Annotated in this window: 13 protein-coding genes, 1 tRNA gene and 1 pseudogene; 5 read left to right on the forward strand and 10 right to left on the reverse strand. The window is 37.6% G+C overall.

The window, feature by feature from the left end:
• Positions 1-88 precede the first annotated feature (88 nt).
• The 10 genes and pseudogenes from B3600_RS19875 to purD form a co-directional block, all read right to left on the reverse strand.
• Positions 89-427, reverse strand: a complete 339-nt coding sequence (locus B3600_RS19875; RefSeq protein WP_286754177.1) for a transposase — start codon at positions 425-427, stop codon at positions 89-91.
• Entirely contained in the window at positions 427-1,053 is a 627-nt protein-coding gene (locus tag B3600_RS19880) for an IS110 family transposase (protein WP_286754178.1), read from the reverse strand. Before B3600_RS19880 ends, B3600_RS19875 begins: the two co-directional genes overlap by 1 nt.
• Before the next feature lie 213 nt (positions 1,054-1,266).
• Positions 1,267-1,731, reverse strand: a pseudogene (locus B3600_RS19885) (transposase); the annotation flags it as partial.
• 183 nt (positions 1,732-1,914) lie between these two features.
• A complete protein-coding gene (locus tag B3600_RS19890; protein ID WP_286754180.1) occupies positions 1,915-3,198 on the reverse strand; it encodes an HlyD family secretion protein in 1,284 nt (427 codons plus the stop codon).
• Positions 3,198-5,384: a peptidase domain-containing ABC transporter gene (locus tag B3600_RS19895; RefSeq protein WP_286754181.1), complete on the reverse strand. Its 2,187-nt coding sequence runs from the start codon at positions 5,382-5,384 to the stop codon at positions 3,198-3,200. The genes B3600_RS19890 and B3600_RS19895 overlap by 1 nt, the downstream gene beginning before the upstream one ends.
• A 483-nt stretch (positions 5,385-5,867) precedes the next feature.
• Positions 5,868-6,119 (reverse strand): hypothetical protein, encoded by a 252-nt coding sequence (locus tag B3600_RS19900; protein WP_286754182.1) that lies wholly within the window; start codon positions 6,117-6,119, stop codon positions 5,868-5,870.
• A gap of 855 nt (positions 6,120-6,974) precedes the next feature.
• Positions 6,975-7,931 carry a site-specific integrase gene (locus B3600_RS19905; RefSeq protein WP_286754183.1) on the reverse strand — a complete coding sequence of 319 codons (957 nt, stop codon included), beginning with the start codon at positions 7,929-7,931 and terminating at the stop codon, positions 6,975-6,977.
• A gap of 72 nt (positions 7,932-8,003) precedes the next feature.
• On the reverse strand, positions 8,004-8,264 hold the full coding sequence (locus B3600_RS19910; protein ID WP_286754184.1) for an Arm DNA-binding domain-containing protein: 261 nt from the start codon (positions 8,262-8,264) through the stop codon (positions 8,004-8,006).
• Positions 8,265-8,467: 203 nt separating this feature from the next.
• Positions 8,468-8,539, reverse strand: a tRNA-Glu gene (locus B3600_RS19915).
• 89 nt (positions 8,540-8,628) lie between these two features.
• The gene (gene purD / locus B3600_RS19920) at positions 8,629-9,903 is read right to left on the reverse strand and encodes a phosphoribosylamine--glycine ligase (RefSeq protein ID WP_286754185.1); all 1,275 of its coding nucleotides are present in this window, start codon (positions 9,901-9,903) and stop codon (positions 8,629-8,631) included.
• Between the two features lie 124 nt (positions 9,904-10,027).
• Between purD and B3600_RS19925 the strand changes: the two genes are divergently transcribed.
• The 5 genes from B3600_RS19925 to B3600_RS19945 are packed head-to-tail and all read left to right on the forward strand — an operon-like array spanning position 10,028 to position 16,513.
• Positions 10,028-12,700, forward strand: a complete 2,673-nt coding sequence (locus B3600_RS19925; RefSeq protein ID WP_286754186.1) for a carboxypeptidase-like regulatory domain-containing protein — start codon at positions 10,028-10,030, stop codon at positions 12,698-12,700.
• 36 nt (positions 12,701-12,736) lie between these two features.
• Positions 12,737-13,501: an enoyl-CoA hydratase/isomerase family protein gene (locus B3600_RS19930; RefSeq protein WP_070562530.1), complete on the forward strand. Its 765-nt coding sequence runs from the start codon at positions 12,737-12,739 to the stop codon at positions 13,499-13,501.
• 17 nt (positions 13,502-13,518) lie between these two features.
• Positions 13,519-14,202: a hypothetical protein gene (locus tag B3600_RS19935; RefSeq protein ID WP_286754187.1), complete on the forward strand. Its 684-nt coding sequence runs from the start codon at positions 13,519-13,521 to the stop codon at positions 14,200-14,202.
• Between the two features lie 32 nt (positions 14,203-14,234).
• The gene (locus B3600_RS19940) at positions 14,235-15,971 is read left to right on the forward strand and encodes a phospho-sugar mutase (RefSeq protein WP_286754188.1); all 1,737 of its coding nucleotides are present in this window, start codon (positions 14,235-14,237) and stop codon (positions 15,969-15,971) included.
• The gene (locus B3600_RS19945) at positions 15,971-16,513 is read left to right on the forward strand and encodes an NUDIX hydrolase (protein WP_286754189.1); all 543 of its coding nucleotides are present in this window, start codon (positions 15,971-15,973) and stop codon (positions 16,511-16,513) included. Before B3600_RS19940 ends, B3600_RS19945 begins: the two co-directional genes overlap by 1 nt.
• Positions 16,514-16,561: the final 48 nt, after the last annotated feature.

Raw genomic sequence — 16,561 nt, forward strand, 5'->3', positions numbered from 1 at the left:
TTTAAAATATAATAAAATTTTTGCAAGTAAATCACCCCGTGGGAGTGTAACACCAACTGTGTGTAAATTCCAAATTTTTTATAACTATTTATTCTTTTGAACATGTATAATTGTCAACATAATCCGTATTCGATATAATAACTACAAAGGCCTGTCTTAATAATTTATTTATAACGGCCATTAACGCCACCTTGCTTGGTTTACCTTTAATTTTTAAACGTTCATATAATTCCCTACACGCGGTATTATATCGGATTGCCGACCAGGAGGCAATATAAAGTAGCGAGCGAAGTTCTGGATCGCCATGACGAGTAATGATTCCTTTAGTCTTAATTGATGTTCCCGACTGTTGATAGCTGGGACATACGCCAATGTATTTTGCGAATTTTTTAGCTGAATTAAAATACTCAAAACCACCAGTTGCCATTATAAGTTCAGTCGCAACTCATTTCCTATCCCTTTAATAGATGTCAGGTGATCCAGCTGTTTTGAAAATTCATTACGGGTTACGGCGACTATATCAAGATTCAATTCTTGTATTTGCTTTTCAATGAAAGCAATACTCTTTTTTAGAGCTTTGTTTGCCGTTTGGTCGACTTTTGGTAGCGCGAGAAATGATTCCTGAATATTTAAAAGCGTACGTAATTGCTTCTTAAATTGTCGAAGTAGAGTCCGTTTTTGCCGAAGTCTTTGAATGGCCAAGCTTGGAATCTTATAAATATCAGGTTTCATTTTTTCTTCATACATAGCAATTAACTTAGCATCCAGATTATCAGTTTTTGCGACACTTAGCATCATCTTGGCAAAGTGATTAATCTGTTTAGGATTTACCGTGGACACAGCTATATGTGCTTCTTGGAGCAAATAGAGCAAAAGAGTACTGTACGTTCCTGTAGTTTCCAGGACACATTGGTAATTGCCCTTATGAAGTGTGGTGATAAACTGTTTAATACCTTTACAATCGTTCTTAAAGATTTCCAAACGATAAGCGTTTTCTGTAGGGTAAGCAACCGTAAAACTGATTTTGCTTACATCAATTCCAATCCATTTCATAGCATTGATTTAATGTAAAATAACATCTATGAAACTATCGTCGTAAATGCGGATTTTAAGATCCATCGAACTATCCAGTTTTGAGATGAAAGAAAGCGTGTGACGAAACGTCCTGAACGGTGTCCTGCTACCAATGAGACAACTGTCTTAACCACACTTTCTTCAAATCTAATAAACATATTATGAGATTAAATCAAACATACGACGAGACACTAGGAATACAAAGGGATAAACAGCTTCAAGAGGCCTGCTACGCCACTCATTTACCGCGGGAAGCACGCTTTCTGTAATACGCGATATTTCTGTGGCAGAGATCTCCATTGCATACATTTCGCGTATAAACTCGCTTATCGCGCGCGTGCTCATTCCTTTGGCGTACATGCTCAACACGTGTCCCTCAAGCTGTTCAGTGATGATTAATTGTCTCTTAGGTACTACTTTAGGCTCGAACGTTCCCGATCTATCCCGGCCTGTTTCCAGCTCAAATGTTCCAGTGTTAAGGCCACGGACAGTCTTTTTGGTCTTGCCATTTCGACGGTTGCTATTGCCCGAAGCTTTCTCTTCGTTCAAGTGGTTTTCCAGTTCTCCATCCATCATCGATTCCAACAGATGCTTCATTAACGGCGCTAGGACGCCATCATTGGGAGATAAACTTTTACCTTCGTAAAGACCTTGCATGGCTTCTGCCTTGAAGCGTTCAAAGTCGAATGGGTCTTTTCTTTCATGACCGTGTCGTTTGAATAATTGAATATAAATAATCTTATTGAATTATTCCTCTGACACAGTTCATGTTACAGTCTCCACCCCGTGGTTAGCAGAATCATATTAAAATTTCAGTATTATCTTTCTAAACTTGTCCATTTATTTTAAAGTAACTGATTTGGTAACATTCAACCATATTCGATAAAAAATAGATCGGTCTTCTGTAACGACCTCTGCATCCGCCATCATTCCTGGTTTCAATTTGATTAGTGAATCTTGATCGGATCTGATTAGAGAAACTTTTGTTAAGAATACACTATCTCGAAGGGGGATATCGGATATGTAATCTACTTTACCTTTTAAATAGCCATATTCTTGATAGGGAAAACTTCTAACTTTTATATATACATCCTGCTTTACTCTAACCCTAGCTGAAGAACTTTGTGGGATTAGCATTTCTCCGTAGTAATCATCTTTAGCCGCATTTACGTAAAATAAAGGATCCCCTGATTTAATAAATTGGTTCTCTTGTAAAAAATTGCCATAAATTAAGTAACCTTCTGCCGGAGAGGACACAATGTATTGCTTTTTCCAATTCTCACCCTCGCTAATGAAACTATTGAGTGCTTGTGTGAATTTTTTTTGTTCTTCAGCTATCTCGTTATTGATCTCAAATAGTTCTTTTCCTTTGGCCAATTGGCTTCCTATATTTGATATAATATAGTTTTCTATTTGGGGCAAAGATTGTTTTTTCAATAAAAGAGCTGCTTCTTTTTGTTGAAGCTCCATTGGGCTTATGACTCTTTTTTCCGCTAGCACTTTATATTTATTAAATTCATTTTCAGCTAACTCTAATTCTCTTTTTTGTAAATCGTAGGTCTTTTTTATTTGTTGATTTTGCTGATTGAAGTTGGATAACTCACTATTGATTAGATTTTTTCTCTTTTCATAAATACCTCCGCTGTTGACCGCTTTGTAATTGATATAAGCCAAGTATAAATTTTGATAACTATTTTGTAGCTCGCCCAATTCCACTTCATTTGGAGGTAATATTTTATCCAAATCTAATTCAACAATATTATTATTGCGTAGATCTTTTAGATAATCAAGAATAATGGTGACCTGCTTATGATCTGCAATACTTTCCATATAAGCTATTTCTTCATTTTTATGTACCCAGGCGCCTTCTTTTTCTAGTATTTTGATTAAATTTCCATTTATCCGGCTCATCATAACCTTTGGTGCATTACTCGTATTGATTTTTAGGGTTGTATTTACTATTTCAGGATATTTTATGAAAAATGAAATCCCGATAATCATAAGGATAGTTATCAGTATAAAAGATATCCCCCTTTTTAATAACCATGATGGCGGTTTCGCGATAATCTCTTGTAAATCTTCTGAGTGTAATTCTTGTTCTTGAAACGTATACTTGGACATCATTAATTTCCCATTTCTAATTGATTTTTGACTAATTCAAAATATGTTCCTTTTAAAGCTGTTAGTTCTTTGTGTGTACCTTGTTCAACAATTTTACCTTTTTCAAGGACGACAATATTATCCGCATTTTTTACTGTGCTTAAACGATGAGCGACGACAACAACCGTTCGATCTTCAAAAAATTGATTTAGTTTTTCCACAATCACCTTTTCATTGTTTGCATCTAATGAATTGGTCGCTTCGTCTAAAAAAATATATTCAGGCTCTTTGTAAATAGCGCGTGCTATCATCAGACGTTGTTTTTGTCCTTGACTAATTCCTTTCCCAGCAGTTCCAATTTTAGTGGCAAGCCCGAAAGGTTCATCTGCAATAAATTCTCCCATGTTTGCAATATTGATTGCTTTTTGTATTTTTTCTGCATCAGGGTATTCTTCATTTACAGCAATGTTATTTTCAATGGTATCAGCAAAAACATAATTTTCCTGTAGAACTGATCCACAGCTATCTCTCCATACATTAAAGTTAATTTGATCTAGTTTTTTATCCCCAACTAATATATCGCCTTCTTCAGGTAGATAATACCTAAGAAGCAGTTTAAGAATTGTTGTTTTACCACTTCCACTGGCTCCTACAATAGCGGTAGTTTTGCCTTCGGGAAATGTTAAATTCAGTTTAGTAAAAATCGGATCGTTGCCTGCACCGTAATAACGAAAAGTAAGATTGCGTATTTCAATGGTTTTATCCTTTGGTAATTCTGTAAAATAGTCTTTTTTAATATCCTCCTCCTCTTCAGTTTCGTATATCTCATTTAGTCTTTCCAAACTTATTTTGGCATCTTGGTAAGACTGCATAAATTCAAGTAGTAGCTCGACAGGATTGCTGACCATGCCTACAATATATTGAATAGCCATCATACCTCCTAAAGTAACTTCTCCATCTATGACTGATTTGGCAGAAATATAAGTGATTAAAATACTTTTGGCTTGATTGATCGCCATCGAGCCAATGGATTGATACTGAGATAAGGCTAAACTTTCTACTCTAAAATTAAAGAGCTTAGCTTGTAAAGCTTCCCAACCCCATCGCTTTTGCTTTTGAGCATTGTTTAATTTGATATCGTGTATACTCTGAATCATTTCAACCATATAGGTTTGATTATCAGAAGAAATTTTAAAGCGTTTATGATCCAGCTCACGTCGATATTTCATAAATGCAAATATCCAAAGAGTATACAAGATCGTTGCTACTAAAAAAACTAAGAATATGCTTTTATTGTAAATAAGCAATAAGGTTCCAAAAATCAACATATTGATTAATGAGAACAAAGTATTGAGGGTACTTCCTGTTAAAAAACTTTCAATTCGCTGTTGATCAGACATGCGTTGTATAATATCCCCATGCGTTTTCAGGTCGAAAAAACTCATAGGGAGCTTCATAAGCTTAATCAATAAATCCGTTAAAATCGAAATATTAACTCGAGTGCTGATATGAAGCATGATCCATGATCGAATAAAAGATACAGATATGCTACCTATAAAAAGCATTAGCTGTGCAATCAGAATTAGGTTAATAAAACTTATATTTTTGGTATTGATTCCAATATCAACAACGGATTGAGTAAGAAATGGCGTTATCAAGGAAAGGACTGTACCTAAAACCATTCCCAATACCAACTGGATAAATAGTTTTTTGTATTTATAGAAATAGGTGAAAATTTTATTCCAACCTATTGACAAATTGGGATCTTCTTCATCTATTTGATAAAAATCCGGTCCAGGGCTGAGTATTAATGATAATCCAGCATGTAGCTCCTTGGTTGAAAACCAATTCTTTGCAAATTCTTTTTCGTCATAAGTAACTAATCCAAATGCAGGGTCGGATATATAGTATTTCTTGTCAATTATCTTATAAAGAACAACAAAGTGATTTTGATTCCAATGTAAAATACAGGGAAGTTCAATCTCTTGGAGCTGTTCTAAGGACAAACGAACACCATAGGTTCGAAAACCTAATTTCTCAGCCGCCTCAGAAATACCTAAGAGATTTACACCATTTTTTGTAGTTTGGCTCAGTTTTCGTATTTTATTAATTGATAATTGCTTGCCAAAATATTTGAATATAATACGAAGACAGGTGGCGCCACAGTCCATCTGATTTATTTGTTTATAATGTGGGAAGCGTTTTAACATTTAAAAATTAAATAAAATTTTAAGAACTTTAAAATAACAAAATAGTTCGATTTATTGTTACTTTAAATAGAGATCAGCGCATTTTAGGATTTTTTTTATTCTTAAATGTTTTTTAAATTAAAATGATATTTGCTTAAGATTTATATTCTAGTATAAGTTTTATTTAAAAAAAATAGTTGCATTTGTAATAAAAAGCCTGATTTTCATAATTAAACCTCATGTTGTGCCGTCGCAAAAAACAGACCTTACTTAAGAGGTAAACTAGAAGAAGTCGAATCCATAATAAAAGCTAATCAAAGATAAAAATGAGAAGGCTACTGCAACTTATATCCACTTTTTCGTTAATAATTATTATGTTATTATCAGCGGGCGAATAAGACTAATTCCTTTTCATGTCTACTAAATAACTGAAAAAAATAAAATAGGCAACAGGGTTGCAATGGAATTCCTGTCGCCTACACATTAAATTGCTAAAAGAATTAACTAGCTACAGCAAATAATTGATAAACCTGGGTCTTCAGCTGAAGCTAATGCAGCAGCAGGCGTTGGTGTTGGTGTTGGTGTTGTCGGTTTTGGTGTCGGTGTTGGCGTTGGTGTTGGCGCAGGAGTTTGATTAGTAACACAGATAAATGAACCGGCATTACCACCATTGATCATTTTTAATTCCTCTGAAGTCAACTCAGAATTCAATTTTGAGATTACTTTCTCATTCAGTTTTAACTTTTTCTTTTCCATTGTAATTAAATTTTTATAATTGTCATATCAATATAGAAATAAATGTTGTAAAAATAAATTAAAATATAAAAAAATATAATAATCTGAGAGGCGATAATTTACTGTTGGCCAAAGATATGAAAGTAAATAATTTTGGTTTAAAAAAAATTATATCGAATATATCAAAAGAACATAAGCACTGCGAATATATCCAATGACGTCTATATTCGTGGTGCTTACTTTCTTTTTGTATAAAATATTTTTCAATCCTATCTAAGATTTTATTAATAACAATTATTTGGAAAAAATATATCGTTAATTTATGCTGAATATTTAATTTTTTAATAAGTTGGTGACATCATTTTTTAATTTTAAATTTTAAAAAATAGGAATTGCGTGAGTAAGCTTCCGATCCGTAGTACACTTAACTGTTTTTTTTAGCACTAGTACAGCAAGATTTTTAAGTTGATGCAAACAATACTGAAAAAGCATTTCAAAATCCTTTTGACTAATATTGGCATTTTGGATATTCTTCTGAACTCATCTAAATTTCTTCAATCTGATTTTTATCTTGATTAGCAATTATTCTTTGAAGAGAATATTGTTTTGACTTAATTATTATGATCTCAATCTTTCTAACGAATAACTTTCTCCCATTGGGAAGCGTCAGGTTTTTCATCTAACCAAATGATGACGAATGGAATTTTGCACATAGATATATAGATTATTAAATTTCCACACAACATAATACCTGTGAAATGGCGGGGTAATGGAGAAATTCAAAGTTTCTCCTTTTTTTTGGAAGTCTATTTTTTAAAATGGGAAGCACTGCTCCGTTCAGCACTTCCCCAAAATCTTATGACATACCTTGTATTATTATTTTGTACTTATGAAAGTAAAAGTTTGCGGAGTACATAATGTCCTCACAACAGTTTGCTTCAATGGGGCTGGCTGAGTATTAATCTTTCCTTCCAATCCGTCCATATCCACGGCAACCCTATTGTCCAATAGCTTCGCATAATGCTGTGTGGTCTTAATATCCGTATGTCCAAGCATCTTAGAGGCTGTTTCAATAGGTACACTATTGGCAAGCGTGACGGAAGTCGCGAAGGTATGGCGTGATTTGTGGGAGGTCAGTTCTTTGGTGATCTCGCACAGATCATCGATTTCCATGAGATAACTATTCATTTTCTGGTTACTCAGCACAGGAAGTACCATATCCTTTGACACACACGGTGGATAGTCACGATAACGTTCAATAATTTCAAGTGCCTTGGGTAATATCGGAATATTTGATGATGTTTCAGTCTTCTCCCTGCAGGTGAAGCCCCAGAGCTTTCTGTCCACACCCTCGGCGATATCAGTCCATTTTAGTTTCTTTACATCCGCATACGACAGATCAGTATAACAACAGAAGACAAAGATATCTCGGACATGCGCCAGCCGTGGTATCTTGAACAGCTTTTCTTCTATCCTACGAAGTTCTGCATCTGTTAAAAACTCCTTTTCTTTGGCCTTTGCCTTGACCTTGTAGAAGGCAAACGGATCATCGGTGATCCAACGATGCGCAATACAGATCTTGATAATCTTGCGAAGATGTTTCATGTACTTTTCTGCCGATACAGCTGAACAACCCATTTTGGCTCGCAGAAAGAATTCGTATCCTGCTACAAAACCATGATCAATCTTTCTCGTATCAATATCTGGCAGTCTAAATTCTTTTTCTAGATATACGCCAACATATGAAAAAGAGGTCTTATACCCTTTAAGTGTATTGGATTTAAATCCATTGCCTAGAAGGGATTCCATCTGCTCGTTGTGCGCCTTGAACACATCCAAGAAATTTTTGCGTTTGATACCCTTTCCCTGAAATCTAAGTTTAAGGGCCTCTGCGGTAATTTCTTCTCATGCAGCTATCATAGTCGTATGGAGCGTACTTATTTTACTGACGAGCGTATCAAGATAACTGTTGAGGGTCTTGACTGCTTCTGTTGTGCCTTTTACACGGTTGGCTTTAGAATTCCATTTAGCAGCATCGCATTCTCGTCCTGTGGACACTTCTTTTGGGATATCTTCGACGGTAATCCGCATGTAGATTGGCTTGGGGCCACTAACATAATTTTTTGGTTTCCTCAAGTAGAAGAGCAAGGAATAATTCGTACTCATGACAACATCATTTAAGTGAAACAAATGTAGCCTTGCAACTAAAACAGATCAAGATGTTAAATCTATTTCAGTGAGTAAGTAAACTCTAGAAAATGACTCACTTTTCTCTTGGGAATTCGTGAAAGTTTTGTAGATACTGAAAAACAAAAAAACCTACAAATGTTTAATTTGTAGGTTTTTGTATGTTTTGACTTTTAGATGTGTAGCCCGTAGGGGAATCGAACCCCTGTTTCAAGAATGAAAATCTTGCGTCCTAACCCCTAGACGAACGGGCCTTTTTATGCAACTCCAATAACATTGTTGTTTTTGGAGTTGCAAATATAGACCTTAAAATCAGTATTCCAAAAATAATTTTAAATATTTTTTAAATAAGGTCGAAACCGATATCTCTTCTGAAGTATTTACCTTCAAAATATATCCTTCCGGCATCTGCAGTTGCCTGCTGAAGGGCTTCGAACAGCGAATCTTGCAATGTGGTAACAGCAATTACACGTCCACCTGCAGTAACAATCTTACCATCTACTTCTTTCGTACCTGCTTGAAATACGATGGATTCTTTGACATTTTCAATATTGGCGATCTCTTTTCCCGACTCATAATCTCCAGGATAACCTCCCGCAACCAACATGACAGTTACGGCAGTTTTAGGAGATACCGTATAGGAACGTTGCTCCAGATTACCCTGTGCAACACCTTCCAGCAAATCTAACAGATCCGATTCAATACGCGGCAATACAGATTCAGTCTCTGGATCTCCCATACGAACATTATACTCGATGACATAAGGCTCTCCTTCCACATTCATCAAACCAATGAAAATAAATCCTTTATATGGAATGCCATCTTTTTTAAGTCCTTCAACTGTCGGCCGGATAATACGCTCTTCTACTTTATTCAAAAATGTCTCATCTGCAAAAGGAACCGGAGATATCGATCCCATGCCCCCCGTATTTAGGCCTGTATCGCCTTCTCCAATACGTTTATAATCTTTTGCAGAAGGAAGTACTTTATATGAATTACCATCTGTCAAAACAAAAACAGACAATTCAATTCCTTTTAAAAATTCTTCAACAACCACAACCCGGCTAGCTTCTCCGAATTTTGAGTCTGCGATCATCGCTTTTAGCTCCGCTTTGGCATCTTCCAGCGTCTCACAGATCAATACTCCTTTGCCTGCTGCTAAACCATCAGCCTTAAGCACAATCGGCAATTTTTGCGTTTCAAGGTAAGTCAATCCATCTTCCAATGATGTTGCATCAAACGATCTTGAAGCGGCAGTAGGTACCCCATGGCGATCCATAAACTGCTTTGAAAAATCTTTTGAGCCCTCCAATTGAGCGCCCTCTTGCTGCGGCCCTATTACCGGGATATTTTTTAAATCTTCCCGATTTAAAAAATAATCATGAATACCTTTTACCAAAGGCTCTTCGGGACCGACGAGCACCATTTGCACATTATTCTCCAAAACAAAGGAAGCAATAGCAGCAAAGTCGGTAACTTTAATATTTACATTCTGACCATACGCACCTGTTCCAGCATTTCCTGGAGCAATAAACAATTGATCTAAACGTGGACTTTTCGACAACTTATAGGCGAAGGCAGATTCACGACCTCCTGAACCGATTATTAGGATATTCATAACACAAAGATATTTTTTTTATGCTAATTTTAAGGTATCAGATCGTTTAAAATGAGACTAATATTTTGATTTATAAATTGATTAAAGGAAAAATATTTTCTAATTTTCATAAAACATTAGTCATATGTACGCTAAATTACTGCTGTTAGTAAACTGCCTGTTATTCGCTTTGCTGGCGTCGGCCCAGATCGATCAGACCTTGCAGAAACTGGATACTTACCATGAACGGCACATCAAGGAAAAGATTTATCTCCATTTGGACAAAAATGATTATTCGGCTGGCGAAACCATGTGGTTTAAACTTTACTGTACCACCGCCCCTTTTAATTATTTGAGCAACATCAGTAAAATTGCTAATGTAGAATTGATTTCTCCCACCAATAAGATCATTAAGAGTATCAAAATTCCTATTACACTCGGTCTAAGTATAGGCGACTTCAATCTGCCGGACACTTTGGAAGAAGGCTCCTACCGCGTTAGATCATTTACCCGATGGATGCAAAATGACTCTGTAGCCAATTTCTATGAACGCGTCGTCCCCATTACAAATGGTCGATCTGATCATATCATAACGAAAAGTGAACTGGTCAAAAACGGAACAGAAAACATGTTCCAGATTAATCTGAAAACCATTCAGGGAGCCCCGCTGATTAATAACAACATCAGTTATACCCTACAACCGAACAACAATAAAGAGAAATCCGGCCGACTGAAATCAAACGATAATGGAACAATAGCGCTGGAATTGAAAGATGATTTTAAAGGCGGGACACTGTCTTTACAATTTCTTTCGCTGGATAAAAGACGTATTCTAAAAAGTTTTGTCATCCCGGATCCAAACAACCAAAATAGCATCCAAATTTTCCCCGAAAGTGGCGAACTAGTCAACAACATATTATCCAAAACTGGGTTCAAAATCCTTAGCCCTAATGGTTTAGGAAAAAAAGCAAAAATAAAAGTTGTGGAGGAAAATCAAACAACAGTTGCCGATTTTGAAACAAATTCACTGGGAATGGGAAGTATCCCGCTCGTCTTACAGACAGGAAAAAAATACGTCGCTACAGCCCTCTTCGAAGATGGATCGTCAACAAGTGCGTCATTACCGCCTGTACAGAATTCCGGATATGTTCTAACCGTAAATTCGGTACTAAAGGATAAGATTGCAGCGCAACTTTCCGCTACTGCAGACTTGGTCAATGGCAAAGATATTTATCTAATAGCCCAATACAATGGCCTTGTACTTCATGCCGCCAAGCAGAAACTAAACGGAGCGGAGATCCTATTCAATATTCCCAAAAAAAACCTGCCATCCGGAGTTTTACAGTTGTCCATCTTAACAGACCAAATGATTCCTATTGTGGAAAGACTCGTGTTTAACTACAATACGACATCGACTTTACTTCCTGTCTCCGTAGAACTCAACAAACCCAGCTTCACAACACGCGATAAAGTGATCGCAAATCTTTCCGTTAACTATGAAGATAGTGACACCACGAGGTTTGCTGCGCTCTCTGCATCAGTGGTAAACCTCAGTAAGGTTGATTCTACGACAGACCGCTATTATTCATCTATTGTCTCGGAGCTTCTATTGAAATCTGATCTTCGCGGCTTTATTGAACGTCCCAATTATTACTTTGCGGATTTAACAAACATCAGACTGACAGAACTGGACAATCTCATGCTGATTCAAGGTTGGCGCAAGTTGGACTGGAAGAATTATACAAGTACAGCAACCCCTGGGTTCCCTCCTGAAAAAGGACTTACCATAGCTGGGACCATCAAGAAAACGGCCCGCAAGGCTGTCGTTCCAAATGCCAAAGTAACAATTATACCGACGAGCAACATGTTGCTGAGTATAGATACACTGACCGATAATAATGGCCGATTTTCATTTGACGAACTTTTATTTGCAGACAGTGTCAAGTTTATTGTGACAGGTGATGGCCCTAAAGAGAAAAAAAGAGTTGATATTGTTATCGACAACCCGCTCACCCCACCACCTAATGCAAGTAAAGATCAACCCTTGTTGCTTAACGACATCAATACCACCTTGCTTACACAACTGAAAAATAGTCAACAGTTTCTTGGCGAATTGGAAGCGGCTGGTATTATAGAAAAAAGTATCCGATTGGAAGAGGTACAGGTCAACAGGGTAAGAACAACTAAAGCCGACAAAAACTCCAGAAACCTCAATGGGCCAGGAAACGCCGATCAAGTCATCTCTGCAGACGAATTATCCGGCTGTGCTACATTTGCTCAATGCCTCAATGGACGGCTAAATGGTGTTATTTTTCGAAATGGTATCCCTTATAGCACAAGATCGATGAATAGTCCGATGCAAGTTGTTCTCGATGGAATGTATATTGAACCCGAACAAATAGATATGATCAACACGGCCGACATTGCGAGTGTTGAAGTCTTGCGTAGTATTGGAAACACGGCAATTTATGGCATGTATGGGGGCAACGGTGTTATCGTGATTACCAGTAAATCGGGAGATGCCATCTCCTCATCGTATACCCCTACAGGAATTCTAACGATCACGCCAAAAGGGCTATATGTCCCCCGAACCTTTTTCAAACCTCAATACGATGCAACAATCCAAAATAAGCTTACACGCGACCTAAGGACAACAATCGCCTGGGAACCGAATCTGATCACGCCAAAAGATGGGAAAACACATTTCGAATTCTTCACTTCTGACGAACCCGGAACCTACAAACTAACCGTTGAGGGAATAAGTATGGATGGCAAAATTGCTCATCTCGAATATTTAATAGCCGTAAAACCACAATAGCAGAGCAAACAAATCGTTAAATTTAGAAACAAGGTTATGGAACATATTAAAACCAAAATAGAAGATCATATTTTAAGCATTTTCCTCGACAGGGGAAAATCAAACGCCATAGACACACAGCTATTGAAGGAACTGATAGATACCTTGGAATCTTCCCAGCAAAATGAAGCTATTTATGGTGCAATATTGATTGGCAAGGAAAACTTCTTTAGCGCAGGACTTGATCTAATTACCCTATTCCAATATGATGAAGAACAAATTCGGGAATTCTGGAATTTATTTCTGGAAGCGACATCGCTACTCGCCGCTTTTCCAAAACCAATAGTTGCGGCAATATCTGGTCATAGCCCCGCTGGGGGCTGCGTACTGGCGCTCTGCTGCGATTATCGGATTATGGCCGAAGGGAATTTTGTGATTGGTCTTAACGAGATTCCTGTCGGACTAATCGTCCCTGAAAGTATATTTCAGCTTTATGCGTTTTGGATCGGAAAACGGAATGCGTATCAGAATTTGCTCGAAGGTAAATTGCTTTCTCCTGTAGAAGCAAAAACACAGGGTCTTATTGATGACATTGTTCCCGCTAATATACTCTTCAATACCGCAGCAAAAAAATTAAAACAGATCACGCAGTTCAACCAAAAGACATGGCAGACATCCAAATTGAACTTCCGAAAGGAAATAATCCTTAAATTGCGCGAGAATAGAGAAGAGACAATCCAGCACATCCTCGAACAATGGTGGCTTCCGTCAACGCGCTCTATTTTAAAGTCAATCATTGAAAACTTGACTTCTAAGAAGTAATACTAAACAAAATCATCATGAGAAATCTCTTTTTCTTTATTCTTATTTGTCTCACTGCAAGCACGATCTCCTGCAGAAATAGTAAAAAAGAAGATAAGGCTGTAAAAATCGTGCAGGATTCAATTCCTGTAGATACCATACAAAAACGTGACACGACTGAAAAGGACGTAAAGAAAGAGAGCTCCGAAACACTGGAGGAAGTACTGGAGAAACTTGCCAAGGCCTATTCGGAACAGGACAGTAAAACAATAAATACCTACATACATCCCAAATTGGGAATTTATATGATCTACCGTCCCGGCGCACTTGACTCTTATGTACACCAAAACAGTTTTAATTTTTCTAAACCTGTGCCAGAATATCATTCTTATGAAAAGTTAACGTACAAGGGCCCTTTGAAGTCCGGAAAACTACCTATTTTTGATTGTGGTACGATGAAGTGGGATAAATCCGGATTCTATTATGATAAAAAATCCCGCCCGAATGAACTATCTCAGACGGCAAAGTTCATGAATGAAATTCTTGATGCCAAAATTAGTAATACTGAATTACAGCGACTAAGAAATATAGAATCCAGAAGTTATAGAGCCATTATGACCTCCAATGAGCATGAGGAACCCTTTGTTTTTCATGTGACAAAAGAGGGAGAAAAATGGTATATTACAGTCATAGACCGCGCTTATGCCGGATGTGACGCATAGTATTTTGTAAATTTTAACCAAACTTAACGATAATGAAAAATTTAGATAAGGACATACAAAAGAAAATCGAAGATTGGTTAACCCCAAGTTATGATGAAGGAACTCGAAAAGCAGTTCAGGATTTAATCGACAATAATGAGGAGACGGAACTTACGGATTCTTTTTACAAGGATCTTGAATTTGGAACCGGAGGTTTAAGAGGCATTATGGGCGTTGGCTCTAATCGTATGAATAAGTATACGATCGGCAAAGCAACTCAAGGATTAGCCAACTATCTAAAGAAACAGTTCCCAGATCAGGAGATTAAAGTAGCGGTATCTTATGACAGCCGTAACAATTCGCAGGCTTTTGGCCAGCTGGTTGCCAACGTGTTTGCAGCCAACGGCATCAAGGTACATCTGTTCACGGCATTGCGCCCGACCCCAATGCTGTCGTTCGCCATCCGCCATTTCGGCTGTCAAAGTGGTGTTATGCTAACGGCTTCGCACAACCCAAAGGAATACAATGGTTATAAGGCTTATTGGAATGATGGATGCCAGCTGACAGCCCCACATGATAACAATGTAATCGATGAAGTAAACGCAATCAATGCTGTGAACGACATTAAATTTGAAGGGAACACACACAATATCATTCCCGTCGGCGATGAAATTGATCAGCTCTATATCGATGCCAATAAAAAATTAAGTATTCATCCTGAAGCGGTACTCGCTCAAAAAAACTTGAAAATTGTTTTTTCGCCGATACATGGAACTGGAATTACCATTGTCCCTAAAATGCTGGAGGCCTGGGGATTTGAACATGTTTCAGTCGTTGCTGAACAAGCCACACCTGATGGCAACTTTCCAACGGTAATCTATCCAAACCCCGAAGAGGAAGATGCGATGGCCTTAGCAAAGAAAAAAGGAGAAGAAATTGATGCAGATCTTGTATTAGCAACAGACCCTGATGCCGATCGTGTAGGTATTGCCGTAAAAAATAATAAGGGCGAGTTCCAACTGCTCAATGGTAATCAGATCGGCAGTTTATTGGTATACTACGTCCTCAGTGCAAAAAGTGAACTAAAACAACTCGGATCGAATCCATATATTGTAAAAACCATCGTCACCAGCAACTTACAAGCCGATATCGCAGATCATTATGGTGTAAAACACTATGAAACCCTTACTGGCTTCAAATATATCGGTGAATTGATTACCAATTTAGGTGATTCAGCACAATATCTGGTGGGCGGAGAAGAAAGTTATGGTTTCTTAGTAGGCGATTTAGTGCGTGACAAGGACGCTCCAAACTCTTGTGCTTTCCTAGCCGAAATGACCGCCTATTTCAAAACAAAAGGAAAAACAGTTTACGAAGTCCTGTTAGATATCTACAAAGAATTTGGCTGTTATCAAGAAAAGCTCATTTCTCTTACAAAAAAAGGAAAAGCTGGTGCCGAAGAAATTCAAGCCATGATGAATGGCCTACGTCACAATCTACCAACGATACTGGGAGGAATAAAAGTCAAAGAAATCAGGGACTACCAACTTTCCCAAACCACAGATATGAGTACAGGGGAGCGAAGAGCAATCTCGTTACCAAAGTCTGATGTGTTGCAATTTATTACAGTAGATGGCGATGTGATCTCTGCCAGACCCTCAGGAACAGAACCCAAGATTAAATTTTACTGTTCTGTAAAAGAAAACTTAACGGATACGGCAGATTATGTCGATGTGCAAACTGTTTTGGAAGAGAAGGTTGACCGTATGATGAAAGATATTGTAGGCTAATGGAAAAGTGGAAACTATTATCCTCTGCATATATCTGTAAAGAGCCTTGGGCCACGCTGCGCAGAGATACTTGTGAGCTTCCGGATGGACGGATCAATGATCATTATTACGTACTGGAGTATCCAGATTGGGTCAATATGATCGGAATCACTGAGCAGAACGAGCTTTTGGTCATTAAGCAATACCGCCATGGAGCCGGCATTATTGCATTGGAGATTCCCGCAGGGACAACAGAAGCGGGAGAAGATCCTAAAAATGCCGCTGTGCGTGAAATGCTTGAAGAAACAGGCTATCAATTTGATCAGATTGAAGAGATCGCCGCACTTTATGCCAATCCGGCGACAAGTGGCAATATCACTTATACTTATCTGATGACAGGCGGCAAAAAAGTTCAGGAACAGGCATTGGATGAACATGAGGAAATCGATGTCTATCGTATACCGCTTGAAGAAGCGAAAAGGATGCTACTGGACAACAAATTCAACCAGGCACTCCATGCGAGTGCGCTATTTTATGCTTTTAATAAATTAGGCTTGTTATAAAACAAGCCTAATTTTATTCTGTTTTTTTCACTCATACTTTTAATTTTC

Origin of the sequence: Sphingobacterium sp. UBA2480, from assembly GCF_002341965.1 — a bacterium.
In the GTDB taxonomy this organism is placed as follows: Bacteria; Bacteroidota; Bacteroidia; order Sphingobacteriales; family Sphingobacteriaceae; genus Sphingobacterium; species Sphingobacterium multivorum.